General features: G+C 38.4%; 17 protein-coding genes. 15 read left to right on the top strand and 2 right to left on the bottom strand.

Features of this window, described 5'->3' with window-relative positions:
- Positions 1-67 precede the first annotated feature (67 nt).
- The 4 genes from CS063_RS08580 to CS063_RS08565 all read left to right on the top strand — a co-directional run bounded on the left by CS063_RS08580 (position 68) and on the right by CS063_RS08565 (position 9,021).
- Positions 68-1,537, top strand: coding sequence for a methyl-accepting chemotaxis protein (locus CS063_RS08580; RefSeq protein WP_099449288.1), 1,470 nt, complete (start codon positions 68-70; stop codon positions 1,535-1,537).
- Between the two features lie 75 nt (positions 1,538-1,612).
- Positions 1,613-2,266 carry a peroxiredoxin gene (locus CS063_RS08575; RefSeq protein ID WP_099449344.1) on the top strand — a complete coding sequence of 218 codons (654 nt, stop codon included), beginning with the start codon at positions 1,613-1,615 and terminating at the stop codon, positions 2,264-2,266.
- 607 nt (positions 2,267-2,873) lie between these two features.
- Positions 2,874-3,257 (top strand): hypothetical protein, encoded by a 384-nt coding sequence (locus CS063_RS08570; RefSeq protein ID WP_308415468.1) that lies wholly within the window; start codon positions 2,874-2,876, stop codon positions 3,255-3,257.
- Between the two features lie 289 nt (positions 3,258-3,546).
- The gene (locus CS063_RS08565) at positions 3,547-9,021 is read left to right on the top strand and encodes an S-layer homology domain-containing protein (RefSeq protein ID WP_099449286.1); all 5,475 of its coding nucleotides are present in this window, start codon (positions 3,547-3,549) and stop codon (positions 9,019-9,021) included.
- Positions 9,022-9,210: 189 nt separating this feature from the next.
- Here the strand turns inward: CS063_RS08565 and hcp are convergent, their stop codons facing one another.
- On the bottom strand, positions 9,211-11,070 hold the full coding sequence (hcp, locus tag CS063_RS08560; protein WP_099449285.1) for a hydroxylamine reductase: 1,860 nt from the start codon (positions 11,068-11,070) through the stop codon (positions 9,211-9,213).
- 302 nt (positions 11,071-11,372) lie between these two features.
- On the opposite strand from hcp, the gene CS063_RS08555 reads away from it, so the two are divergent.
- The 6 genes from CS063_RS08555 to CS063_RS08535 are packed head-to-tail and all read left to right on the top strand — an operon-like array spanning position 11,373 to position 15,343.
- Positions 11,373-12,059: a Crp/Fnr family transcriptional regulator gene (locus CS063_RS08555; protein ID WP_099449284.1), complete on the top strand. Its 687-nt coding sequence runs from the start codon at positions 11,373-11,375 to the stop codon at positions 12,057-12,059.
- Positions 12,060-12,099: 40 nt separating this feature from the next.
- Complete coding sequence (locus tag CS063_RS17860) at positions 12,100-12,318, top strand: ATP-binding cassette domain-containing protein (protein WP_143452453.1); 219 nt, start codon at positions 12,100-12,102, stop codon at positions 12,316-12,318.
- Entirely contained in the window at positions 12,311-12,760 is a 450-nt protein-coding gene (locus tag CS063_RS08550) for an ATP-binding cassette domain-containing protein (RefSeq protein ID WP_143452452.1), read from the top strand. The genes CS063_RS17860 and CS063_RS08550 overlap by 8 nt, the downstream gene beginning before the upstream one ends.
- On the top strand, positions 12,757-13,464 hold the full coding sequence (locus CS063_RS08545; protein ID WP_099449283.1) for a hypothetical protein: 708 nt from the start codon (positions 12,757-12,759) through the stop codon (positions 13,462-13,464). Before CS063_RS08550 ends, CS063_RS08545 begins: the two co-directional genes overlap by 4 nt.
- A 1-nt stretch (position 13,465) precedes the next feature.
- Positions 13,466-14,233 carry a hypothetical protein gene (locus CS063_RS08540; RefSeq protein ID WP_099449282.1) on the top strand — a complete coding sequence of 256 codons (768 nt, stop codon included), beginning with the start codon at positions 13,466-13,468 and terminating at the stop codon, positions 14,231-14,233.
- Positions 14,234-14,254: 21 nt separating this feature from the next.
- The gene (locus tag CS063_RS08535) at positions 14,255-15,343 is read left to right on the top strand and encodes a hypothetical protein (protein ID WP_099449281.1); all 1,089 of its coding nucleotides are present in this window, start codon (positions 14,255-14,257) and stop codon (positions 15,341-15,343) included.
- A 62-nt stretch (positions 15,344-15,405) separates the two neighbouring features.
- On the opposite strand, the gene CS063_RS08530 is transcribed toward CS063_RS08535, so the two are convergent.
- Positions 15,406-16,038 (bottom strand): hypothetical protein, encoded by a 633-nt coding sequence (locus CS063_RS08530; RefSeq protein WP_099449280.1) that lies wholly within the window; start codon positions 16,036-16,038, stop codon positions 15,406-15,408.
- A gap of 271 nt (positions 16,039-16,309) precedes the next feature.
- On the opposite strand from CS063_RS08530, the gene CS063_RS08525 reads away from it, so the two are divergent.
- The 5 genes from CS063_RS08525 to CS063_RS08505 all read left to right on the top strand — a co-directional run bounded on the left by CS063_RS08525 (position 16,310) and on the right by CS063_RS08505 (position 22,219).
- Positions 16,310-18,418, top strand: coding sequence for a methyl-accepting chemotaxis protein (locus CS063_RS08525; RefSeq protein ID WP_099449279.1), 2,109 nt, complete (start codon positions 16,310-16,312; stop codon positions 18,416-18,418).
- 228 nt (positions 18,419-18,646) lie between these two features.
- Positions 18,647-19,336, top strand: coding sequence for a response regulator transcription factor (locus tag CS063_RS08520; protein WP_099449278.1), 690 nt, complete (start codon positions 18,647-18,649; stop codon positions 19,334-19,336).
- Between the two features lie 99 nt (positions 19,337-19,435).
- On the top strand, positions 19,436-20,356 hold the full coding sequence (locus tag CS063_RS08515; protein WP_099449277.1) for an ATP-binding cassette domain-containing protein: 921 nt from the start codon (positions 19,436-19,438) through the stop codon (positions 20,354-20,356).
- Positions 20,349-21,266, top strand: a complete 918-nt coding sequence (locus CS063_RS08510) for an ABC transporter permease subunit (RefSeq protein WP_099449276.1) — start codon at positions 20,349-20,351, stop codon at positions 21,264-21,266. Before CS063_RS08515 ends, CS063_RS08510 begins: the two co-directional genes overlap by 8 nt.
- A gap of 29 nt (positions 21,267-21,295) precedes the next feature.
- Positions 21,296-22,219, top strand: coding sequence for a sensor histidine kinase (locus CS063_RS08505; protein ID WP_099449275.1), 924 nt, complete (start codon positions 21,296-21,298; stop codon positions 22,217-22,219).
- The last annotated feature ends 89 nt before the right edge of the window (positions 22,220-22,308 follow it).

Here is a 22,308-nt window from a genome sequence, read left to right as displayed (position 1 = left end):
AAAATAAATTATAATAAAAATTTTTGTTATAATATCTACTATCGTAAGACATGAAAGGGGATACTCAATGTTTGGCATTAAGAAAAAGTCCGCATGCGAGGAAATGAAGTGTATATTGAACTATGTAGAGGAGACAATGAAGGGAAAAGAATTAACTTGCCCGAAGAGCAGTCATCCTATTCATAGTGAAGTTATTGCACATTTTGAGAAATTATTAAGCAATGAAAAAAGGATGTCTATTGCGGCTAAAGCTATACTTGAGATTGCCACTTCAACAAGTAATTTTGATGTAGAGATGAGTCATATTTCAACAGAATTAATGGAATTTGCAAAAGAAATGGCAAACTTAAGTGAGTCCAATTTATCTATTGTAGAAGAAACAACAGCTACAATGAATGAAGTAACGGATACAATAGAAACAACGGCAAAGACTTTAGACCGTCTTAATAATGAATCCAGTACCATTGCTCAAAAAAATAATGAGAGTAAAACCCTACTCAATGAAGTAGGTTTATTAAGAGAAAATGTTATCGAAGATACTCAAAAGATGAGTAGTAAAGTACAGCAATTAGTTGAAATTGCTGTAGAAGTAGGTAAAGTAGTAGAAAGTGTACAAAATATAGCTAACCAAACGAATTTACTTGCTTTAAATGCAGCAATAGAAGCAGCTAGAGCTGGTGAACAAGGAAAAGGTTTCTCAGTGGTAGCAGAAGAAGTGAGGAAACTAGCAGATGATACACGGAAAAATCTAGATGGTATGAAGTCCTTTGTAGAGAGCATTTATTTAGCAGCAAGAGAAGGACAAGAAAGTGTAGACCGTGCACTAGGTTCTACTCAGCAAATGAGTGAAAAAATAGATGTGGTTTCAGGAACAGTAGGAAGTACGATTGAAATGCTACAAGGTATGATTGGTAGTATTAATAAGGTAGATGGTTCTATGAAGGGAATCAAGGCTGCGGCTGGGGAAATTAATAGAGCCATGGAAACTTCTAGTTCGGATGCTGAAAAATTAAGTAACATGACTCAAAGCATTCATAAAGCAGCAACAGAGAGTGTAAACTATGCGAAGAGTATAGCAACTATAGATGAACGTTTATCGAGTGAAGCAACTCACTTATATGCAGGCTTAAAAAGTGGCAAGCATGCCGTAACCAATGAAGAAGTCCGTACAGTACTTCAAAAGGCTTCTTTAGCGCATATGAAGTGGCTAAGTAAGCTTAAAGGCATGGTGGAGAGCATGGAGGTTGTACCACTCCAAACCAATTCAAACAAATGTGAGTTTGGTCATTTTTATCAAGTACTTGCTATTGAACACCCTATGATTAGTAAGGAGTGGAAGGAAATAGGCAGTGTACATAAAGCGTTTCATGACTTAGGGGATAAGGTTATAACAGCTATTAAAGACGGCAATTCACAAGCAGCGCAAAAATTGCATGAAGAAGCAGAAGGCTTATCTAAAGAAATGTTAGGGAAGTTAAAATATATAGATGAATGTATAGTAAAGTTAGAGAGTCAAGGCGATAGAATATTTGAGTAATAGTATAAGCCCCTTATTCATACATATAGTAACGAACAGTTTATGTATGAATAAAGGGGGTTTTTTGTCGTGGAAATGATGAATTCTATTCCTCTAATAGGAGATCAATTACCAGAGATGACAGTCCAAACTACTTATGGCATCAAAAAATTACCAGAGGATTATAAGGGGAAATGGCTCATTTTATTTAGCCATCCGGGAGATTTCACACCAGTATGTACCACGGAATTTGTATCCTTTGCTAGGAATTATGAAACTTTCCAGAGGTTAAATACGGAGCTTTTAGGATTATCTATTGACCAAGTACAACCTCATATGAAATGGGTAGAGTGGATAGAAGATAATCTAGGAGAAGTCATTCCTTTTCCTATTATTGCAGACCCATTAGGAGATGTAGCAAAAAAATTAGGGATGATTCAACCTGCACGTAAAACATCTACTGTAAGGGCCACTTTTTTTATAGATCCCGATTCAAAAGTACGCCTTATCCTTTATTATCCAGCAGAGATAGGTAGAAATATGGAGGAAATTATTAGGTCTTTAGTAGCTTTGCAAGTAGCAACGGAAAATGGGGTAGCTATGCCAGCTAATTGGCCTAATAATGAACTTATTGGTGATCAAGTTATCATTCCACCACCAACCACTATTCCAGAAGCAGATGAAAGACCTAAGGAATATACCTGCTATGATTGGTGGTTCTGCTATAAACCCCTTGATAATAAAAAATAATCTATAATAAACATAAAATATTTAGGGGGCGGGACGATATGGAATCCTCCCTACGGATAGATATTCCCCGTATGGGCAGATTCCATATCCACCCTTTAAATAGGATATCACTATAATGGCACTAAAATAATTTAAGTAACCTTTTTAGTTAGGATAACAATTATTAGGAGAGTAGATGAAAATATTTATGGTTGGGACGATATGGAATCGTCCCCTACAAATAGATATTCACGGTAGGGGCGGATTCCATATCCGCCCTTTAAATAATAGGATATATTAAATAAAATAACAAAAAGTAGGAGCTCCATTTTAGCCACATTCCCACTGGGAAACACTTTAAGTACGGCTAATAGCGGGGCATACATCGGCAGACAGTGAATTTTCGCTATCTGCCGATTGCCTTTTTATGCGACCAAGCTGAGTTTATCTTAAGGTTGAGTTTTCAAAACTATGTTTCATGTAGAAAAAATCATGTTTCATGTAGCAAATGGTTTTTAGAGGCAAATTTTTGATAGAGTGAACCCAGGGAAATTTAACCTATACAACCCAATAGAAAACGGAGGATTTAGAAATGAAAAAATTACTGGTACTTATAATGGCACTTGTCATGACGCTGAGCCTTGCAGCCTGCGGAGGAAGTAAGGCTACTCCCGCAGTGGCACCTTCCACACCCGCGTCTTCCACACCCGCACAAGTCGAAGAAGTGGAGTTTACAGAAGAGCAGCAAGCCCTTGCACAAGAATTTATGAGCATGGTAGAAGAATTTGATGCAGTGGCTGACAAGGTAAATGCAAACCCTGAACTTTTAAGTAGTGAGGAACTTGTCACTGCTATGAATGACCTTTCCAATGAAATTATCAAGGCGGACGAATATTTTGCTAGTCCTGAAACGCTCACACCTGAGGTTATGGGTGCCTTAACGGTAGCCATTGATGTAGGCCGCCAATTCATCGCTGAAGCCAGTGCCGCTTTAGATGAAGCCGGTCATTGATATCCCTCATTTTGGAGTAATCACCCATATAAGTCATAAAATGGGCAGATAAACAAAATCGGCATCTATGTGCTCATTACAAAAATAAATAGGGAGGACTTTATTATGCTGCCAAGCTTCATCGCAATCACCGTTTTGAAGCTTTGACAGCTTTTTTGGATTTGACAAAGGGTTATGTGGGGTACGAAAGCGAAAAACCATATTCGCATGACTACCGAGGAAAAAGCCAAGAAACTCAAGATACTTCTGAAACAATGAAAATCAATTTTATTGAAGGAGGAACAATACCATGAAAAAAATACTTAGTTTATTTCTTAATCTGTGCATGGTAGTGACCCTGCTGCCGGTTACTGCAATGGCAGAAGAAATACATACGCCTATTGGTAGGGGCGGGGAAATCATCAACTTTGCGCCGCTTACAGAAATAGAAAAAATAGTTACAATCGGCACACCCTTAAAGGATTTGAAACTGCCCAAAGACCTAACAGCTACGGTGCGAACAACCGTGTCCCTTGGGGAGGAGTGTATGCAGGATTTCGGCAGCTCGGACGAGGATACGGTAACCGACAATTTAGGGGTTACAACTCCCACAACAGCAACTGAATCCGAATGGGAAGAGACCACCGTGGACATTCCGGTAACATGGGAATCCACACCGGAATATGACATGGACGCCGAGGGTGAATATGTCTTTAAACCGGTGATTGCGAGCTATACGGTCAATGCCCCACTGCCGGAGATTACCGTGACGGTGGGGACGGCGATAATGGGACGCGGGCTGGTCACTCCCCTGTCTACCACAACCTACGACCTATGGGTGGGCGGCGTACAGGTGACTGCTGATAATAAGGACGGCATCACCAGCGCGGGCATTAGCGGAACCGTTACCTATGACCCAGCCACCAAAACTCTCACTCTGAACGGCGCAACCATCACCGGGGCATATGAAGGGCCAAAGTTTGACAGTATGACAACCGCCTACTATGGTATTTATGCTAATACCGATAGCCTGAAGATTGAGCTGATGGGAAGCAACACCGTCACAGGTAAAAGTCAAAGCGGTATCTACAGCGCTGGCATCTATACCTCTAACGCACTGACCCTTTCCGGCAGCGGTAGCCTGAGTGTCAGCGGCGGCACAGGAAAGTTTAGCGTTGGCATACACAGCCCGGAAGATCTCACAATTTCAAGCGGAACGGTTACGGCTGCCAGCATAGGGGAAGACGTGACCTCGATCGCCATATACTCCGGTGGGGCGGTAACGATTTCCGATGGAATAGTAGAAGCATCAGCGAAAACAGCCGCAAGTAATTCTTATGGGATGATAGCAGCCAACGGGTACACTATTAATGGAGGCGTGGTAACTGTAACCGGAAAAATAGGATTGCACGCGAACGCAACAACGAACCCCGTCACAATCTCCGATGGTGTGGTTAATGCAACCGGCTCTGAGAAGGGCATACTCGGCAAGCTAGCCGTCATAGGCGGCACGGTGACAACCCAAAGTGATACAAAGGCGCTGGACGGAACCTTGACGACTTCGGGTTATACGGGATGCACCGTTACTGCAAGCACCAATAAAAGCGGAAGCGGTGCGGGTGCGTATAATGCGACGAACCTCGCAACCTATAAATATATTAAGGTTGAGCCTTCGTCAGGTGTCACCGAGCAATTCACCCTTACCCCCGGCGATACCTACTACTTCGACCTTTCCAGCGAAAAGAACAACATCGGCACGGTCAATACCGCCCTACCTGACACAACCCTGCACTATGTGCCATTTACCTACGCAGGCACAGTGAACGCCTATAGTTTGACAAGCGCAATGGCTACAACCGAAGAGTATGCAAACGCAAACAAATCTGACCGTAGCTTGTTTGTCGGAGATTATGTCATCGGCACAAGCACCAGTTGGAACAATTTGGAAGAAGCAAATCTTATTTTCGGCAAAACCTTTGATATAAACTACAAGCTACGTTCCTTGAGTGGAGGGAGCAGCAAAACAGGTTCTGCATTAGATGGTAGTGATCATATTGGACAGCCAAATACCAACGAATGGGATCAGATTTTGGATAAATCAGGTTCAATTAACAATGCAACGGGCTGGATAAAAAATTGGGACAGCAAGTACTCTTGGATACAGGATTCTTATACAGTAGGTATGCAGAACCGCACGTTTCGCGGGGGCAAATCAGCCCGCTTCGTTTATTACAATTCTGCGTCGAGTGTGTACTCAACCTACGGCATCCGCCCCGCCCTTGAGGTACTGAACCCTGGCGCTCTAGGTTCTGGTGGACTGAAAGAGGTGACGCTGAACCTAAACGGTGGCAAGCTAAAGGACAGCGCAGCAGACATCAACATCATCTGCGCGGGCAACAGCTTCAAAGCGCCAAGCGGGGAGGGGCTAACCGTACCCTCTGGCAAGGTGTTTGATGGCTGGAAGGATACGAACAGTATAACAACCTACGCTGCGGGAGACACGGTGACCAATACGGTCACAGGCTTGACGGCACAGTGGGCGGATGCGCCTGTCGCCCAAATCGGCAGTACAGACTACTCCACCCTGCAAGCAGCGGTTGACGCGGCTACGGCGGGGCAGACCACCAAGCTGTTGGAGGACATTACCCTTTCGGCTACTGTCACCATTCCAAGCGATAACACGAAAAGCTTCACCCTTGACCTAAATGGCAAGACACTGGATGGTGACAATGCCATCACTATTCAGCACAACGGTAGCGGTACGCTGACCATCAAGGATACCGTAAGCGGAGGTAAGGTAACCAGTAGAGTTGCTGATGGTACGATACATCTAAAAGGCGGAAGTCTTGTTGTTATGAGCGGAATAGTAGAAAATACAAATGCTTCAGATTCAAATGCTGCGGTTTCTAATGTCGAGAGCGGTAGCGTGTCTGTTGAAGGCGGCACAGTGACAGCACTTGGAGGGCGTAGCTTTGCAATTGCAAATCATTCAACAGGTCTCGTGAGCGTTTCGAGTGGCACAGTAAGTTCTGGATTCCGTGCAATTTTAAACGATAAGAGCGGCAAAGTAAGCATTTTGGGCGGTGAAGTAAAAAGTATTAGCAGCATAATAGAACATGAAGCGATTGCGAACCTCTCGACTGGTGAAGTGTCTATCTCTGGTGGCAAAGTGGATAACGGACTGGGTATTGCGATTTCTAACTATAGCACCGGAAAAATCATAATCCCAAGTGGTTCGCCTGTCATTCGGGGCGGTAATATGGCCATGGACAAAGCCCCAGATTTGAGTGGCTATGCAAATGTGGCTGTCACGGCAAGCACCAATTATAACGGTTCACCAACGACCCCTTACATTGCAGAAAGCATTAGTAGCTACAAATATCTTACTTTTGCAACAAACGCCGCAGGCTCGGCACAAACACTCTCTTTTGCAAACAACACGGTTACAAAGACATTGGGAGATCCCGTATTCACAAATACGCTCACCCACAGCGTTGGAACAGGCACGGTAACCTATTCAAGCAGCGATACGAGTGTTGCCAACGTGCATCCCACAAGCGGCGTAGTGGTGATTGTTGGTGCGGGAAACACAACCATTACGGCAAATGCGGCAATGGTTCCGGGTCAATTTGCTCCAGGGAGCGCGTCGTTCACCCTGACTGTAAATAATGTACTCATAAAAACCGTGTCTGTCGGCTCACAAAATGGTACAGCTACGGCGGGAAGTTTAACCTATACTGTGACGACGACGAATATCGCTAGCGGAACATACGCGGTGAGCGTTGCAAATCTGCCGGCTGGCGTAACCGTCGGCAACAGCGGCAACGTGACGGTTTCAGGTAACAGCGGAACGCTGACTCTGACCGTTGCAGATACGGCGGCAGCGGGAACCACCAGTACACTTGCGCTGACGCTTGACGGGACAACATCTGCGGCATTCAGTATGGTAATCGGTGCACCCACCCCCAATCTTTCCGTTGCTGATGTCACCTTTGATGCGGTTACCGTGGGCTATATGCCCACCAACAAGTCTATCATCATCACCAACAGCGGCGGCGCACAGGCGACCATCAGCAGTGTGACAACTGACCGCCCATCCGTTTTTTCGATTCACTCCGGCTATTCCATCATTGGTGCCAACAGCAGTATCAACTCATGGACAATAAAGCCTGCAATAGGTCTTGCGGTGGGTACACATACTGCTACCATCACCGTCACTTATGACGGCGAGCGCACCGCATCGGCAACAGTTTCCATCACCGTACATGCAGTAGGCAACCATACCGTCACCTTCAACCCGAATGGAGGCACAGTTAGTGAAACTTCACGCTCGGTTGCATCCGGCACGGCGGTAGGAACGCTCCCGACACCGACACGTTCCGGTAGTTACAGCTTTGACGGCTGGTATACGGCGGCAAGCAGTGGAACTCAGATCTCCGCAAGCACAACTGTTAGTGCTAATGTGACCTACTATGCCCATTGGACATACACCGGCGGTGGCGGCTCCGGCAGTGGCGGAAGCTCTCCTGACAACAGCAGCCTTGTCATCATCACACCACCTACGCCCGATAAACCCCATTCTCCTACACAGGGGGAAATCAAGGTTCCCGGCACAGTAGACGGCAAGGGCAATATCACAGTGGACATCACTGACAAAACTGTAACAGATGCTTTTGACAAGACACTAGCAGCTGCCAAGAAAAATGGCAATGAACAAAACGGTATCACTGTGGTTTTCCGAGTGGACACCGGTAGCAAGGATGCATCTAACGTTACGGTCAATCTGCCCAAAACAGTGCAGGATACCATCCTTACTAAGAGAATTACAAACACTATTGTGGTGGTGGATAATCCCGGTATCAAAATCGGCATGGATTTGCCAGCAGTTGAGGCAATTAACAAACAGGCAAAAGCTGATGTGCATATGACCGCTACCCGCATGGACAATGGCAAGCTGACAGCCGATGCGAAAAAAGCCATTGGTAGCCGTCCCGTATTTGACCTCAAGGTGAACTATGATACTAACAAGCAGGTACAGAGCTTTGGCAACGGTAACGTATCGGTTACCATCCCATATACCCTGGGAGCAAATGAAAAGGCAGAAAATGTGCAGACTGTCTATGTAGATAGCAATGGAAAGGTACACTGGATGACCGGCTCGGTTTATGACAGTGTAGAAAAAGTGGTACGTTTTGCTACTTCTCATTTTTCCACCTATGGCATCGGCTACAAACAGCAGAGCCCTACATTCACGGACATTATAGGTCACTGGGCAAAGGAAGATATTGAGTTTGTAGTAAGCCGTGGATTCTTTAGCGGCACTTCTGCCACCACCTTCAGCCCAAACACTACTATGACAAGGGGAATGTTCATAACGGCGCTAGGACAGCTAGCAAATGCCGATGTGAGCGTCTACCAAAACAGTAGCTTTACCGATGTGAAAAGTGATGCTTACTATAGGGGCTATATTGAATGGGCAAGCAAAAACAGCCTTGTAAATGGCACTGGAGATGGCAAGTTTGCCCCAGATCAGTCTATTACCCGTGAGCAGATGGCGGTTATCATGGAGAACTACACCAAAGTCATCGGTTTCGCCCTGCCAAAGATTCATGAAGAAAACACCTTTGTGGACAGCACCAAAATCAGCGCCTACGCCAAGGATGCCGTAATGCAGATGCAGATGGCAGGCCTCATTAGTGGCAAAAATGGCAATCTTTTCGACCCACAGGGTACAGCCACACGGGCTGAGGTTGCAGCAGTGCTACGCCGGTTTTCAGAGAAATAAATAAAAACAAACAGTAGCATACAGTAAGTAAGGGTGAAACCAATATCGGTTTCCACCCTTACTTTTTCGTATTTAGTTTATGTCTCCTTAAGTTGTCTTTATTCATGTTTGCCTTTTAGAAAATTTCTGTTTTTTATTTTAACCTTAATCTCATTGGAGACAAGGTAGGAAGGGGGCTACTTAACTATTCTATTTTAATTTACTTAAAATATCTTCTACCTTTAATCCATGTACTGCACAAGCATCCTCTAATGTTTCCATTTGTGAGGATGGACAACCTAGGCAGTGCATACCAGCAGCCATGAGCACTTGAGCATTTTCTGGATTAGATTTTAATATTTCACCAATGATCCTATCTTTAGTGAATGTGCCAGTTTCTGAGGTAGTTGCCTTTACTTCTTCACCAAAGAACATTTTCATATCTTCCTCTACTGTAGAAATACCAGCAATACCAAAGTTTTCAACTAAAACTTTTGCAACGTTAGGAGAAAGAAAAGCTGGAAGTGTTGGTCCTAAGTGAATTTCTTTCACACCAAGGTATAATAAGGATAATAATACGATGACTGCTTTTTGCTCATACCATGCAATATTATAAATAATGGGTAATTCGTTTACATCATTTAAACCAAATACTTCTTTTAATTTAAGGGCAATTAAAGCGAGAGAATAAGAGTCATTACATTGACCTGCATCAAGTACCCTTGGAATGCCACCGATGTCACCTAAATTAAGTTTGTTATACTTGTATTTTGCACAACCAGCAGTTAAGATGACAGTATCTTTTGGAAGGGCTTTAGCAAAATCAGTATAGTAGTTACGTTTAGCAGCTCTACCATCACAACCTGCCATTACAACAAACTTCTTAATAGCTCCAGATTTAACAGCATCAACTACTGTATCAGCAAGAGCAAAAACTTGTTCATGAGCAAAGCCACCAATGATTTCACCTGTTTCAATTTCAGTTGGAGCAGGGCAAGTTTTTGCTAGAGCGATCAGAGAAGAGAAATCCTTTTGGCTTCCTGCTTCTCCTTCAATGTGTTTGCAACCTACATAACCTGCTGCACCGGTTGTAAAGAGTCTATCTTTATAGGAATCCTTTGGTGGTACAATACAGTTGGTGGTCATAAGGATTGGCCCGTTAAAGCTTTCAAATTCTTCTTTTTGCTTCCACCATGCATTACCGTAATTACCTACGAGATGCTTATACTTTTTAAGCTGTGGATAGTAGTGAGCAGGTAGCATTTCAGAGTGTGTATAAACATCTACACCCGTACCTTCTGTTTGAATGAGAAGCTGTTCAAGGTCGGCAAGATCATGACCAGATACTAAGATACCAGGGTTTTTACCTACACCGATATTTACCTTAGTGATTTCTGGATTGCCATAGGTAGAAGTATTGGCTGTATCAAGTAATGCCATACCATCCACACCTGCTTTACCTGTTTCTAAAGTTAAAGCGATCAGTTCATCAACTGATAGCGTATCATCTAATAATTTGGCAAGTGCACTTTGCATAAAAGCATCAATGGCTTCATTATCATGGCCTAAAGCATTGGCATGCTTAGAATAAGCAGATAACCCTTTTAAACCGTAGGTGATAAGCTCTCTTAAAGAACGCACATCTTCATTTTCAGTTGCTAATACACCTACTTCACTAGAATCAGCTTTTGCTAAAAACTCTATTGTAGCACCAGTAGGAAGTTCCCAAGTTGCTGCGTCAGATAAACCGTCTTTATTTACTAATTGTTTCATTAATTCCTTTTTCTTGGTTAAGGTCTCTTTTACTCTTATATAAAATACTTCATCGTCAAAGTTAGCATTAGTAATAGTTGTAAAAAGGTTGAGTGTAATATAGTGATTAAGTTCCTTGCTAATTGTTTTTCCTTCTTGACGTAAGCGAGTAGTAATCTCAGATAAGCCCTTAGTTACATAGATGAGCAAATCCTGCATATTAGCAAGTTCTGAACTCTTACCACAAACACCTACTTTAGTACATCCTTTATTTCCAGCTGTTTCCTGACATTGATAACAAAACATTTTATTTTCCATTTATATTCGCTCCTTTACAATTTATTTCTGTAATCTAAGCATAATATAAAGATGAAAAATAGTATGTTGCTATAGCAACTAAAAAAGCTTATACTTAAAATATATTTAAAATAATCTAACTATATTTAATTTTTAAAGATAAAAAGTCCTATAAATGCTTCCTAAAAAATAGTAACATAGGTGTTAAATAAACCACAGTAGGATATACTAGAATGACATTTTTAATTTTGAAATCAATCATCCATTAATAGGTCTATACTAAATGAGTAGAGAGTATATTAAAGAAGAAATAGGAGAAAAAAATGAACCAGTATTTGTGTTTACTTAAAAAGGTACCACTTTTTATGAATATCAAAGAAGAAGAATTAGAGAGCTTATTATACTGCTTGGGTGCTCAAGAGAAGGGATATATAAATGAAGAAACGCTTTTTTCATTAGGTGAGCAGGTAGATCGAATTGGGATTGTACTAGAGGGGCAAGTAGAAGTTGTAAAAGAAAATATCCTTGGAGATAGGCATATCATTGCCCTGCTTAGTCCAGGTCAGCTTTTTGGAGAAGGCATTGTTTGTACAGACAAGCGAATAAGTCCTGTAACAGTAAGAGCCCGAAGTCATAGCAGAGTTTTGTTTATTCCTTATGAAAAGATAGTGACTAAATGCCCCAGTAGCTGCACTTACCACACAAGTCTTATTAAAAATATGTTAAAGATATTGGGAGAGAAAAATTTTACTTTAAATCAAAAAATAGATTACCTTGTTCTTAAGGGTTTAAGGCAGCGATTAGCTTTGTACCTTCTTGATGAAGCAAGGAAGCAAGGACAAATGGCATTTAATATCGTTTTAAATCGCAATGAGTTGGCTGATTATTTAAATGTATGTCGAAGCGCTATGTGTAGGGAGCTTTCACGCATGAAGCAGGAAGGACTTATTGATTATTATAAGAATGGTTTTAAAATTTTAGATGCTAATCGTCTTAGTCAGCAAATATAATAGTTAAGAAGGACAAACATAGAAGTAATAGGGGGAACCGATGATGGCTTATATTCGATTTGAGAAAGTATGTAAAAGCTTTAAAAAAGAAGACATCTTGGTAAATGTAGATTTTGTGCTAGAGAAAGGTAAAATTTATGGCTTTGTAGGACGTAATGGTTCAGGTAAAACGGTTATTTTTAAAATGCTAACAGGACTTATAAGACCCACAAAAGGGAATATTTTTTTTAGAAGACAAAAATATCTCAAAGATGCATAAGTTCCCAGAAAAGTTAGGTATTTTGATAGAGAATCCTGGTTTTATCCCACATTATTCAGGCATTAAAAATTTAAAAATCTTAAATGGTATGAGTAAGATGAAGGTACCTATTGAACAAGTACGGGCAGCCATGATCCAAGTAGGACTCGATCCGAATAGTAAAAAGCATGTGAAAAACTACTCTTTAGGGATGCGTCAAAAGTTAGGGATTGCCCAAGCTATTATGAATGAGCCAGAGCTTCTTATTTTAGATGAACCGATGAATGGCTTAGATGAGCAAAGCATTAAAGAAATGCGTGCTTTCTTTTTACGGCTAAGAGAAGAAAAGCAGGTCACCTTACTAGTGGCAAGTCATAATAAAGAGGACTTAGAAGTCCTTTGTGATGAACTCTTTGAAGTTCATGATAAAGGAGTAAGGAGAAAAGGCGAGGTGACGGCATGAGATTTTTAGTCGTCGATTTTAAAAGAAGCTTACAGGAGAGAAATTTTATATTTTCTCTTGTACTGGGTATTTTATTGATAGTTGTATCGTTTAGTTATTATTTTTATGGGCATACTTCATATGATAGTTGGCAAGCTTTTAAGATATCACAGTCTTATCTGTTACCTTTCCTAGCTCCCCTACTTGCTAGCTTACCTTATAGTAATATGAATATGTTAGAAAAAGATTATGGTTATGATACCTTTTTACTAAATAAAGCAAATACTAGAAGCTATGTATTTAGGAGGGGACTTGTTAATGCAGTAGCAGGGGGCCTGGTTCTTTTATTACCTCTTCTTTTATTAGGTGGGCTTTGTAGGCTTTTAGGGCCTTATGAAGAGAAGATCAATCTTGTTCAAATATTTATACTGGATTTCTTATTTGGGGTAAGCTTTGCAAGTTTTGCCTATATACTTACTTTTGTTAACACTAAAAGATATATTCCACTCGTAGCACCAGAAGTGATGTACCTTTTAATGACGTATGCTTTTCCCTACCTTGGTTTAGAGACTTATTATCCTCCTTTATGTTTTTCTCCTTGGTTATTAGAAGAAAATGTGAATAGAATAGCTATAAAAGAAATGATAAGTGTTCTAGTAGGAGTAGCAATGCTTAGTGTACTACTAGTAGCAATTTTTGAATCTTTAAGAAGGAGGAGGAAATAAGATGCGGGTAGGCATACTAAAGTATCAACTTTCACAGAGCTTTAATGCGATTAGGTGGTGTTTAACCTTTGCTATCTTTGCCTTTGTAGCAGTTGTAAGTGTCAGTAAATATATTTCACTATCTGATGCAGTCGCTATTAATTTTTCAGCCTTTGAAATTACTTATTTGATATTAAATGATACGGTAGGTATTACTTATATTTATTTACCAACCTATTTATTTTTAATTTGCGGTATTATGTTTGATGATAATTTTGGGAGTTTGGAAGTCTTACGAAGTGGAAGCCGGAGAAATTGGTTTATTTCCAAGTACATAACCTTTATTTTTTATACCTTACTCTTTTTCTTAGGACTTTTTTGGATGAACTTTCTTATAGCTTATCAAGTTTTTCCCTATGTAAATAAGTGGAGTTCTGATTTTATTAAGGTAAGGGTAATGATGGGACAACAAGTAAGAGATTTTACTTCTAGCCCCTTACAGGTTATAGGGACATCTTTGGGAGCTACTTTTTTACACTATTTATGTACAGGCACTGTGAGTTTATGGGTTGCTATGAAGACAAGGGAAGAAGCCTATGGCTTATTATTCAGCTTAATTGCAGGCCTAGGTATGCATTATTTATTGAGTGCTATTACCTGGACAGCACAAATGAACCGATTTGGCTATTTACTGAGAAATAGTGGCTATTTTGTATTAACTATCTTTTTTCTTATCCTATGCAACCAGGTACTTCATAAAAAAGATTTTTCTATTGAAAGAAAAATTTAGATGAAAAATTAGGAGAGTGCTATGAGGAGAAATATCATCAAAATGGGAATAGTTGCACTAGTAGCCTTTGGAGTTTTTAAACTGGCTAGTTTTTCAATTAATGAATTGGTTATAGAAACCAAGAATAAGCAAAAGACATTAGCAGATTTATTGATTCAAAAGGAAGTAGCTAAGCAACTGGATATAGTGCAAAAGCAAATTGATGAAGAGGTTCAAAAAGAGAATCTAGTCATTGAAGAAGAAAAAATAGAGATGAAGCCGCCTCTTCCAGAAAAACCTAAAAAAGCTTTAAAAAAGGAAGTAGTAAGTGAAACATCAAAAAAGGAGGAACAGCTGAAGCAAGAGGAGAAGTTAGCTGAAGAGGTGCAAAAGGAACAGACAGTAGCAGTACTTGCTACTATTGGGAAAGATGACCTAGGGAAGCAAGACCCACGCATAGTAGCAGTGAGACAAAGTATAACAGAAGGCATAACTCTTACTAAAGAACAAATAGCAGGGGTAACTGCCTATCTTATAGATAATTATTTTCTAGATGGTTATATTTATAGTGAGCAAGAAACAGATGCTCTTAGGAAAGAACGCAAAATTCTAGCTAATGATATGGAAACTTATGTCATTAAGAGCTTAGATCCACTTGTTAATAGTTTTATGAATTTTAAGGATTTTAAAAAGGGTGCAGTGACAGACAGTGCACAGCAGATGAATGCTCTAAAAGTTGAATTTAATGAAAAATATGCAGATGTAAAAAGTAAAGGACCAGAATTTGAAGCCATTTACAATCACATCAATACTTACTTTGACACAGCAAATGTTGCCTTAAATAAGATGGAGGAGATTGTTGCACCTATGGATGCTTCTAACCCTTCTTATAATCCTGTTCTAGCGTTACCAGTCTTTATTCAACAAATGACCAAGGAAGTCCTGCCAGCTGTAAAAGATGTTATTAATCAAGGTATTGATTTAAAAGAAAAAACCAATGTGATTTTTTTAGAAGGAGTTGAAGGGAGAAGATTGCTTTCTAGGGAAGAAGTTGTAGAGCTGATTATGAGTACTGGAATGAATGTAGAAGGAGATATAGGTTTTAGTTTAAGTAGTGGGGTAAATAAATAAGGTCAAATAAAGGATACCTTTAGAATTTAGAGACAATCTAAGTTCCAAAGGTATCTTGTTATTTATTGAGTGGTGTTAAAATTGTTGTTTAACTGATTAATTGTAGCAATAATATTACCTGAAAGTGCATTAAGGAATTCAGGATTATCCCCTATTTTATCAAGCTTCCAATTACCTTCTTCTTCTGTAAGCTTAATACCTACATGAGATACAAAATTTTTTTCAGCTTTTTCAATATCTTTTACAATAACTTCTTCAGCTTTTTTGATTATTTCATCATCAGTTGCCCCATTAAATGTCATTTGTAAGTCGGTTTTCAAATAATCTGTAATAGTACTTTGAAAGGCTTTTCCTAAATCATAGCTATTCAAGGTAACTAAAACCGTAGCTTTTTTAGGATTTTTTTCATCCAGTTCAACTTTATCAATGGTATATTCAAAATCAAACATTTTATCAAAGAGTTTATTTGCCAATAAAGGTGAGATATCCTCCACTTTGTTTTTAAAATTGGGGAGATTATCTATATTTTCAGCATAAATTTCTTTGACTGCACTAAAATTTTGGTCTTTTAGAGCATCTAAAAATTTACGAGTCGTTTCAGTAGGTGTAGAATCTGTTTTTTTATCAGTACCACAACCTACACAACAAAAGATTACAAGAGCGTATAAGAACCAAAAAAGCCATTTATTTTTCATAGTATCCTCCTTTAATTGAGATAAACCTACTCATTACTATCTGCAAAAAAGAAAAAAATATGAATGAAAGAAAGGAAAAAATAAAATTTTATAATCAAAAATAATATTTTATTCAAGTTAACTTAAAAGCAGAGTATCAATTATGAAAAGTCAACTTTCAAGTTAATACTGAAAAATTGTACAACAATAAAGTATATTGAAAATTCACAAATATTAATGCATATTAAGTATATATATTGTGTAAGTAATTAGTTGAGGAGGAGGAGAAGAGATGAGTTTGGCACAAGGACAGTTGAAGAAGACCAAAGGGGGTGCCCCTGAAAGTAAACTCAAAATAAGTAAGCCTAAGATAAATAAACATCAGATAGAACAGTTTCAATTAGGGAGGCTTTTTAGTATTGATTCTATTAAGATAAAGCTTATTATAATTACGGTAGCATTTACAACGATTCCACTTTTGTTTATTAATATTCTCTCATCTTCTATATCTACAAGTACATTAAGAAATACAAGTAAACAGCTTACTGCGGATATTGTGAATCAAACTTCTTCAACGGTAAATTATTTTTTGGAGGATATAGAAAAAAATATAACCAAATATATTATAAATGATTTAAACTCTACTACAGAAAATTTACTTATTAATTATTCTAAGGCAAAGCAGAATCAAACAGAAAAAGTAAAGGTTGTTCAATCTATACAGAAAGGATTGGTTTATTTAAGCTCCATTGAAAATAGTATAGAGAGTGCAGCTATTGTACATAGGGATGGTACAGTTATGGGGAAGCTTCCAAGTATAACACCAGATGAGCTTTCTAGCTTTAAAGATTTAGAACTTAATGGTGAGTATATATGGCAAAAGGGGCTAGGTTCAGATGTAAAAAGTATTTATTTTATTAGAAAAGTACCCAATACAGCCATCGGTGAAGAATTTGGTTTGATGTTTTGTCCCATTAAGTTAGATGCCATAAAGGAAGACATGGAAAAGATTAAATTATTAGATGGAGCAGATGTTTATTTAGTAGATCAAGAGGGGAAGATGATTTATAACAAAAACACAGAAAAGCTTCAGATAAAAGATTACATATGGGAATTTATTAAAGACTCTAAAGATACTATAGGAAGTACAATTAAAAATAATACCTTAATTACCTATGCAACAACAGATAATAGCTGGAGAGTTATTGCGGAACTTCCACAAAAATCACTGACTAAGAATTTACATGCAGCAACAGTTATTATTTGGCTCATTATAGGTGGTATAGCTGCTATAGCAGTTGGTGTTAGCTTTGTAGTAGCTAAAAGCTTTTCAGGCCCCATTATTCATATAATGAAACTCATGAAGTTAGCAGAAGATGGAGACTTAACAGTACGTATAGATACAAAACGAACAGATGAGATTGGGCTTCTTTGCCTAAGTTTTAATAAAATGATGGGTAATATTCAAAAGCTTGTTCAAGACACACAAATTGTTATTGAACAAACTATTGCAGGAAGTAAGACATTAGCTGTTTCAACTAATCAATCTGTAGAGGCATTTGAACAGTTAGCCTTATCTATTGGAGATATTGCAGTAGGTTCTAGTGACCAAGCAGTAGATGCACAAAAGACTTCAAAGAAAATGGATCAGCTTTCAGATAGTATTCAGAGAGTTATGGTAAAGACTAAAGATATTTATACAGATAATCAAGGGGCTAAAATCATTATTGAAGAAGCTACTCAAAGTATGGAAATGCTCAATACAACTATGGCTTCATCTATACAAGTAGCTAATAAGATCAAAGAGAGTATCACAGAATTAAGTGGTCTTACGAGAAGTATTGGTGAGATTATGAAGCTAGTAGATGGCATTAGTGAACAGACCAATCTTCTTGCATTAAATGCAAGTATTGAGGCAGCACGGGCAGGGGCAGTGGGTAAAGGTTTTGCAGTAGTTGCCCATGAGGTACGCAATCTAGCAGAACAGTCTAAACATTCTACAGATAATGTAAGACATACACTTCATACGATTGAGAAAAAAACGAAGGATGCTGTTAATCTTGTTAAAGCTGCTAATGCTATTTTTGCTAATCAAGAAGCTGCGGTAGATAAGGCAGATGTTGCCTTTAGAACCATTATACAAAAACTAAAAAACATGGATAGTGATATAGGCAATATAAATACAGAAGTAAATGATATGGAATATTTAAAGGAAAATATGCTTGAAAATATTAGTCGTATTAAAATGATTACAGAGGACACAGCCTCAGCTACAGAACAAGTAAATGCTTTAAGTGAGGAGCAAAAGGCTGTTATGACACAGCTCCTAGAAGTATCCAAGACTCTGAGCACTTCTATGGATATACTAAGTAAGGCGATGGCACATTTCAAAATTAATTAGAGAGAAAAGAAAGAGAAGAGAGTATAAGGGGAGTAAAGACACTTGTAAGTGAAAGAAGGTTAAGGCCATTTTCACTACAAGTGTCTTTATTAATTTTTATAGTACTAATATATTTTATTTTATAAATTATGAAAATTTAAGTTGTTTAAGTAGTATAAAAATATAGATTATTTTACCGGTATACGCTAACATGAGATAAAGAATAAAGTCATGGAGGAAGTAAGTAAGATGGAAGAAGCAATTCGTATATTAGTGGTAGAAGATGATGATGCGATTAATATGTTACTTTGTAAGTTAATTGATAAGAATGGGTATAAGGCGCAAGGGGCTTATTCAGGAACAGAAGCAATGCTTTATTTAGGGCAAGGGGACTGGCAAATGGTAATTTTAGATTTGAATTTACCTGGACTGAATGGAGAAGAAATTTTAAAAGTCATACGTGAAAAAGGGGAGATCCCTGTTATTGTAATTTCGGCACGTATAGATAAAGAAACTAAAATTAATGTACTGAGAGCAGGGGCAGATGACTATATTACAAAGCCGTTTGATTTAGATGAGGTAGCAGCTCGAATTGCAACAAACCTCAGACGAAGGAAGGTAGCTATAATAGAGCCCAAAAACTCTCAGCTTATTCATAAGAATATTTGCTTAGATAGGGATACTAAAGAAGTAAGTGTAGGTGGTATCACTATAACCTTAACAGTAAGAGAGTATGGCATCCTAGAGCTTTTACTTACTTATCCTAAAAAAATCTTTTCCAAAGCTAATTTGTTCGAAAGTGTATGGGGCGAGGACTATATGGGCGATGATAATACAGTTAATGTACATATGAGCAATTTACGCAATAAGTTAGGGAAAAATAATCCTAATGAAGAGTATATAGAGACCATTTGGGGAATGGGCTATCGGTTAAAATAATTAAGGTTTTCTTAAGGAATTCTTTTAGATTTCTTATGTATCTTTCTATAGTCTAGAGGTAGGAAGCATAAGTAAGGTAAGGATAGGAGGGAATAAGTAGTGACAACTATTTTGCGAACAATTAATTTAAGTAAACAGTTTAAAAGTGAGTGGGCATTAAAAAACGTTAATCTCACTATTAAGAAAGGCGAGATCTATGGCTTTATCGGAGAAAATGGAGCTGGGAAAACAACACTTTTTCGTATGATAGCTGATTTAGTAAAACCTACAGAAGGAGAGATTGAGCTTTATGGTGAAAGAGATAAAAAGAAACAAATGCCTCATAGAAAGCATATAGGCTGTATGGTAAATGGACCTTCTTTTTATACCACGTTAACTGCTAGAGAAAACCTTGAGATTATTCGGCAGATAAAAGGTATTCCAGGGAAGAAGTGTATAGATGAGATGCTTGAGGTGATGAATCTTACTCATACAGAAAAGAAAAAGGTAGCTCACTTTTCGTTAGGAATGAAACAACGCTTGGGTTTAGCAGCAGCTATGTTAGGGGAACCTCAATTTTTGATTTTAGATGAGCCTCTTAATGGACTTGATCCTAAAGGAATGCGGGAGATGCGAGAACTTCTTAAACACCTTAATAGTATGTATCAGGTGACTATTCTCATATCGAGCCATATGTTAGGTGAGCTTTACCAGATAGGAACTGCCTATGGTATTATTCATCAAGGAAGGCTTGTTGAGCAGCTCACGAGTGAGGAACTTGCCAAACGCTCTAGAAAATCACTAAAGATAAAGGTAGACAATGTGGAAAAGGCTACAAGCCTTATTGAGGAAAGTTTTCATATATGCGATTTTGAAGTCTACCCTGACCATATTATACGCCTTTATGATACAAAGCATGAAGCAAGTGAAATTAACAAGTTATTAGTGAAAAATAATATGATGGTTAGTCAGATTATAGAAGAGGAAGGGAACTTAGAAAAATATTTCCTAGAAGTAGTAGGAGGACAAGAATATGTTTAATCTTATAAAGAGTGAATGCTATAAGTTATCTCGATTAAGAAGCTTTAAGATATTATTTATTGCAATAATCCTATGTAGTGCCATTGTGAGTGGTGTGATGTGGGTTGCTAGTCCGGAAAAATCAGCTGTTTATAGAACAGAAGAGGGTGGTATCCTTATTTTAGAAAAAAGTATACAAAATGATAGCATAACTCCTTTAGAGGTTGAGGTTTATAAAAGTTTAATGAAAAGATACAACTTAAAAGAAGGCGAAGTTAGGAGGCTTCTCTTGGAAGTAGGAGATGGTATGCCTACTAATGGAGAAGAAATGTTTGTCATGACTGTAGGCAATGTATCTCAAATTATTTTAGTAGCAGCCCTCTTAGCAGCCTTATTCATAAGTAGGGAATTTAAAAACGGTTCTCTTAAAATAAGTATAGCTTTTGGTCATAGTAGAGGAAAACTTTTTGTAGCTAAAATGACTGCGTATTGGCTAGGTGGATTATTACTTACATGGCTCTTCCCTATTATAGGTAGTATACTTATAACGTTGACCTGTGGATGGGGAAAGCCTTTTGATGTACAAAGCATACTTTATGTATTAAGAGTTTTTGCGCTAGGGAGCTTACTTCATATAAGTATAATGACCGTCTTAGGAGGAGTAGCTATTCTGACAAAGCATGTAGCAGCTACCATTGGTGCAGGTATGGCTCTAGCAGTAATAGATGAGCTAATTTATAGCATAGTAGGTGTAAGCTTATTTCATACAGTAGAATGGAAGCATCATTTATGGCTAGGACAATATATTATCCTTCTAAGAGAAAAAATAACATCTATAGGGATATTAGGTGTTGTTATACAAGCAGTGACTATAACAGTGATAGCTTTATGGTGGGGGAAGATACTTTTTGAACGAGCAGAATTTAAGTAAAACTAAAAAACAAGAGGGAAGGTGGAAAGGTGGGGGGAGGGTCTCAGTTTATAGTAGGGATTTTAATACTTTTGTTAAGCCTTATTGGGCTAAAGCTATTTAAGATGCAACAAGCTTTAAAGGGGCTTAATAAGCAGTTAGAAACACAGTATAAGACGAAGGACTTTAGTCGCCTTGAAGTTACCTTGGGACATAAAGAGGTCGAACGGTTAGGTGAAAACCTGAACCATTATCTTAAGCTTTACAATGATTGTGAAGCAAGGAGCAAAGAAACAGAGATGAAATTAAAAAGGACCATTGCTAATATGTCACACGATTTACGGACGCCTTTAACCTCAATTTTAGGTTACATTCAGCTTCTGCGAGAAGACGAAGTGAGTATAGAAGAAAAAAAGAAATTCTTAGAGGTAACACAAAAAAAGGGTAAGAGCCTTCAAAAGCTACTTAATGACTTTTTTGAACTGTCTGTTGTGGAATCGGTGGATTATGAACTGCATCTAAAAGGAGTTAATGTGAATAATTTAGTCAGAGAACTTTTATTTTCTTACTATGATGATTTTGTTCAAAAGCAGATTTATCCAGAATTTCTTTTTCCTGATTACTCACTTTGGGTATTAGGGGAAGAGGAAGCAATGATAAGGGTTATTGAGAATCTAATTGGTAATGTCTTAAAGCATGCCAAAGGAAGGGTTACAATACAGCTTGATGAAGACAAGGATAAAGTGTATCTTAAAGTAATCAATGAAGCTAGAGGTTTAAAACAAGAAATAGTAGATAAACTTTTTGATCGCTTTTATAAAGCAGACGAGGTAAGAGTAGGTAAAGGATCTGGTCTTGGATTGTGCATTGCTAAAGGACTTATGGAAAAAATGGAAGGTTCTATAGAGGCGTATTTAAAAGAAGAGAATTTAGTTATGAAGTGTATGTGGCAGATAAATAAAGAGAGCAAATAAATTAAGATTTTCTTAAGATTTTCTTTGAGATTTCTTATAGGTGAAAAGTTAGTATAGAAGCAAGTTAAGATACAGTGCTTTTATACTAA

Origin of the sequence: Sporanaerobium hydrogeniformans (assembly GCF_002735925.1) — a bacterium.
GTDB lineage: Bacteria > Bacillota > Clostridia > Lachnospirales > Cellulosilyticaceae > Sporanaerobium > Sporanaerobium hydrogeniformans.
Note: the sequence above shows the minus strand (reverse complement) of the source record. Positions and strands in the feature narration are given on the sequence as shown.

Excerpts from the sequence above, each read along its gene's own strand:
- CS063_RS08525 (WP_099449279.1), top strand. The coding sequence starts at position 16,310 with ATGAGTTTGGCACAAGGACAGTTGAAGAAGACCAAAGGGGGTGCCCCT.
- CS063_RS08565 (WP_099449286.1), top strand. The coding sequence starts at position 3,547 with ATGAAAAAAATACTTAGTTTATTTCTTAATCTGTGCATGGTAGTGACC.
- CS063_RS08530 (WP_099449280.1), bottom strand. The coding sequence starts at position 16,038 with ATGAAAAATAAATGGCTTTTTTGGTTCTTATACGCTCTTGTAATCTTT.
- CS063_RS08520 (WP_099449278.1), top strand. The coding sequence starts at position 18,647 with ATGGAAGAAGCAATTCGTATATTAGTGGTAGAAGATGATGATGCGATT.
- CS063_RS08575 (WP_099449344.1), top strand. The coding sequence starts at position 1,613 with ATGATGAATTCTATTCCTCTAATAGGAGATCAATTACCAGAGATGACA.
- CS063_RS08545 (WP_099449283.1), top strand. The coding sequence starts at position 12,757 with ATGAGATTTTTAGTCGTCGATTTTAAAAGAAGCTTACAGGAGAGAAAT.
- hcp (WP_099449285.1), bottom strand. The coding sequence starts at position 11,070 with ATGGAAAATAAAATGTTTTGTTATCAATGTCAGGAAACAGCTGGAAAT.
- CS063_RS08580 (WP_099449288.1), top strand. The coding sequence starts at position 68 with ATGTTTGGCATTAAGAAAAAGTCCGCATGCGAGGAAATGAAGTGTATA.
- CS063_RS08550 (WP_143452452.1), top strand. The coding sequence starts at position 12,311 with ATGCATAAGTTCCCAGAAAAGTTAGGTATTTTGATAGAGAATCCTGGT.
- CS063_RS08510 (WP_099449276.1), top strand. The coding sequence starts at position 20,349 with ATGTTTAATCTTATAAAGAGTGAATGCTATAAGTTATCTCGATTAAGA.
- CS063_RS17860 (WP_143452453.1), top strand. The coding sequence starts at position 12,100 with ATGATGGCTTATATTCGATTTGAGAAAGTATGTAAAAGCTTTAAAAAA.
- CS063_RS08555 (WP_099449284.1), top strand. The coding sequence starts at position 11,373 with ATGAACCAGTATTTGTGTTTACTTAAAAAGGTACCACTTTTTATGAAT.
- CS063_RS08540 (WP_099449282.1), top strand. The coding sequence starts at position 13,466 with ATGCGGGTAGGCATACTAAAGTATCAACTTTCACAGAGCTTTAATGCG.
- CS063_RS08570 (WP_308415468.1), top strand. The coding sequence starts at position 2,874 with ATGACGCTGAGCCTTGCAGCCTGCGGAGGAAGTAAGGCTACTCCCGCA.
- CS063_RS08535 (WP_099449281.1), top strand. The coding sequence starts at position 14,255 with ATGAGGAGAAATATCATCAAAATGGGAATAGTTGCACTAGTAGCCTTT.